Consider the following 3,349-nt stretch of genomic DNA (forward strand, 5'->3'; position numbering starts at 1 on the left):
GTTTTGGGCGGCGTTCATGGGTGACTCCTGACGAGTAGTTGCTGACTAAGCCGCCTCGGCAAAGGCGGCCAGGGCTTCAGGTGTGGCGATATGGGTGATCTCGGCGAGGGCGTTGGCCATCTGCTCAAGCTCTTCGGCTGAGGGCTGGCCTTTCGGGACCGGGATCGCGTCGATGGCGGTGCGGATCTCGCGGGCAGACGCCAGTGCGTCGGGCTCGGCACGCTCAATGCTGTTGATGACGCCTTGTTCGGCGGCTGCGTTGGCATTGAGACCGCCCTCCCCGTCTCGCTGGATGCTGACCTGGGGCGGCTCTTGGGAGGCGATCTTGAGCGGCGCGGGCAGTGGCAGCGCGCTGAGCTGGCGTTGCTTGAAGGTCTTGTCGCGGTAGTAGCGCAGCTTCTGGCCGATCAGCGGTCGGATGCCCTCGACCAGCACGACGGTCTCGTCATCACGTAGGTTGGCGATCTCATCGGCATCGAGGATCGACTGGCCGGTCTTGGAGACCTGCTTGGAGCGTTTGCCATCGCCATAGCTGTAGCTGGTCTGGTTGACGGTCTTCTGGCCGACGATCTTCGAGATCGCCTCGGCCAGGTCGCGCCGATGCACGGGTGGGCGGTAGTAGACCCGGGCGCGATGGTTGTCGATGAAGGCTTCAGCGAGCTCGCGGCCGTAGACCGCCTGCAGTTGGGCCTCGGACTGGATCACGGTGGCGATGCGAATCCCCCAACCGCGCACATAGCTGAGCGCATGGACCAGCTTATCGACGCGGCCCAGGCTCAAGAACTCATCGAGCAGCATCAGCACCGGGACCTTGAGGGCTGGATCATCTGCGGGCGTCTCTCCGGCCTTGGTATTGCTGGCGAGGAAGAACTCGATCAGCAGGCGAACCAATGGCGTCAGCCGTTGCAGGTCGTCTGGGGCGATGGCGAGGTAGAGCGACTGCGGCTCGCGGCGGAAACGGCGTAGATCGAAGTCGCTGCGGGCGGTGGCGCGGTCGATCAGTGGGTTGGCCCAAAGGGTCAGCTTGGTGGCCAGGGAGGATTTGATCGATCCGCGCGGCTTCTCTGGCTCGTTGCAGAAACTGAGGATGTAGCGCTTGCAGAGGCTGGAGAGCGTGATCTCGCGCCGCTCGAGGTCTTCGACTAGCGCCTTGAGATACTCGCCGCTTTCTTCCTCCGAGCGCAGCAGCCGATGCACCTGGCCGATGGTCACTGGCCAGTCCATGTCGGGGCCAGCCTCGAGGACCAGGAGCATCAGGCCGATCAGGAGATCGCGCGCGACGTTGTCCCAATAGGGGTCCTGACTCTCGTTGTGGACGAGGATCGCAGCGATTGTCTGCACGTCGGTGACCCGCAGGTCGCCATCGCGGACATAATCGAGGATGTTGAAGCCGTGGGTCTTGCCCTCTGCGTGCAGGGGGTCGAAGCGGAAGACCGGTTGGCCGAGCACCCGGCCACGATAGCCCGAGGTGAGGCTGTAGTTCTCGCCCTTGATGTCGAGCACGATGGCTGAGCCTTGCCAGTGCAGCAGGTTCGGCACCACGAAGCCGACGCCCTTGCCGGTACCGGTGGCAGCGGCGAGGAATGGATGCAGGTCGCCGTTGAAGGCTAATAGCCGGCCATGGTGGCGACCGAGCAGGATCGACTGACCGCCGGCCTGATAGAGCCGCGCGCGGCGGATCTCTGCGGTTCTGGCTAGACGAGCGGCGCCATGCAAAGGCTTCGGCGGCAGTAGCGCGAAGGCGACGAAGGCCGGAATGCCGATCGCCGAGGCCCCGCCGGCGAGCCCGGCAAGTAGCAAGTTATCCGGTTGCAGGCCGTGCTGTAGCCCGGAGAGCCAAGTCGTGACCATAAATCTGTAGTCAGAGAGCTCGGCGTAGGCCCAAGAGGCGACGGGCAGGAAGGACATCAGTCCCAGCGGGACCGAGAGCCCGATGACCCATCTGATGGCGTTGGTTGGGCGCTTCAGCACGCCTGCTGCTCCAGATCGCACCCCGCGTTGGCTGCAGGCGGTGCGCTATTGATGTCTTGATCGAGGAGCTTCGGCAGAAAGCGGATCTCGGTGACGCGCTTGCGCTCCATCTGGATGATCACGTCGACCAGGTTGAACACCAGGCCGCGGATGTCCTCGCGCGTCAGCCCGGCGCCGGCGCTGGATTGGCGGACCATGAGCATCAGCTGCTCGACCGCGGCGGCGCTGTTGGCGTGCACGGTAGTGATTGAGCCCGGATGGCCGGAGCCGACGTTGCGCAGATAGAAGTAGGTCTCGTCGTCGCGCAGCTCAGCGAGCATGATCCGGTCTGGCTTCATGCGGAGACAGGACACCAGCAGGTCTTTGACCGTCACGGGGGAGATGCCGGCGCCGTCGCGGCTGAAGAACAGGCGCACAGTGTTCGCTTGTGGAAACTGCAGCTCCTTGGCGTCTTCGATGGCGATCAGGCGCTCGTCGTGGGGGATCTCGGCGATCATCGCCTTGGATAGGGTGGTCTTACCCGAGCCAGTGGCGCCGGAGATGATGACGTTGAGCCGGTGGGCGACGATCTCGCGCAGGATGCTGGGGACACTGGCTTGGTCGGCGGCGGACCAGCCTGCCAATCGAGCGCGGACGGATTGAACCTCTTCTTTTCCTACCGCCTCTTGTTCACTGTGTGCAGGGACGACCAGATCGAAGGCGCCCTTCTCCGCAAGCTGATCGAGGCTGAAGGTGACATGGCTGGGTCGGCGGATGGTGATCGAGGGCTCTTCAGCCGCCGGGGGTAGCACGATCTGGATGCGCTCCCCGGTCGGCAGGTGTCCGCTGAGGATCGGCGAGCGCTCGCTGATGCTGGCCGACATGTAGCTGGCTACGGCTTTGGCGAAGCCTTGCAGCCAGGCGGCGTTGAGGTTGTTGGCGGGGATTTGCTCCCAACCTTGTGCGCCTTCGATGAAGAGGGTGCCAGGGCCATTGATGCAGAGGTCGGTGACATCGTCGCGGGCCAGGATCGGGCGGATCGGTCCGAGGATATCGTGCAGCAGATGGCGGGCGGTGTTGTCGCTGTGCATGCTGATCACCGCTTCACGAGTTGGTAGACCGGCGCGAGGTCGACATCGCGCGCGACCAGGATGTTGATGGTTGCGCCTTGATGCTTGTGCAGGGTCGGCTTGATCTTGGCGAATTCGGCGAAGACCGTCGACAGGCTGTCGTTGGTGGATTGCTCAATCCACTGCGATTGATCGCTGGTCAGCTGCTCGCGCGCCCAGCTTTCGGTGCCGAAACTGACCGCCGACATCAGCACTGGGATGCCGACGCGCTGCCAGTAATGGTTGTTGATCTTGCCGCCCATGCCGGCCTGACCGAGCGGTCCGGTGCC

3 protein-coding genes are annotated in these 3,349 nt (G+C 64.0%); all 3 read right to left on the minus strand.

The features are described 5' to 3' along the window. Window positions 1-45: 45 nt before the first annotated feature. Window positions 46-1,971 carry a type IV secretory system conjugative DNA transfer family protein gene (locus VBE63_RS26360; protein ID WP_323685969.1) on the minus strand — a complete coding sequence of 642 codons (1,926 nt, stop codon included), beginning with the start codon at window positions 1,969-1,971 and terminating at the stop codon, window positions 46-48. Further along, window positions 1,965-3,041, minus strand: a complete 1,077-nt coding sequence (gene virB11 / locus VBE63_RS26365) for a P-type DNA transfer ATPase VirB11 (RefSeq protein WP_323685970.1) — start codon at window positions 3,039-3,041, stop codon at window positions 1,965-1,967. Before virB11 ends, VBE63_RS26360 begins: the two co-directional genes overlap by 7 nt. Window positions 3,042-3,046: 5 nt before the next feature. Next, the coding region (locus VBE63_RS26370) for a TrbI/VirB10 family protein (protein ID WP_323685971.1) at window positions 3,047-3,349 on the minus strand (303 nt) is incomplete at its 5' end.

It is taken from the genome of Lamprobacter sp. (assembly GCF_034860625.1).
GTDB lineage: Bacteria > Pseudomonadota > Gammaproteobacteria > Chromatiales > Chromatiaceae > Lamprobacter.

Coding starts and splice junctions, on each gene's coding strand:
- virB11 (WP_323685970.1), bottom strand. CDS start 3,041: ATGCACAGCGACAACACCGCCCGCCATCTGCTGCACGATATCCTCGGA.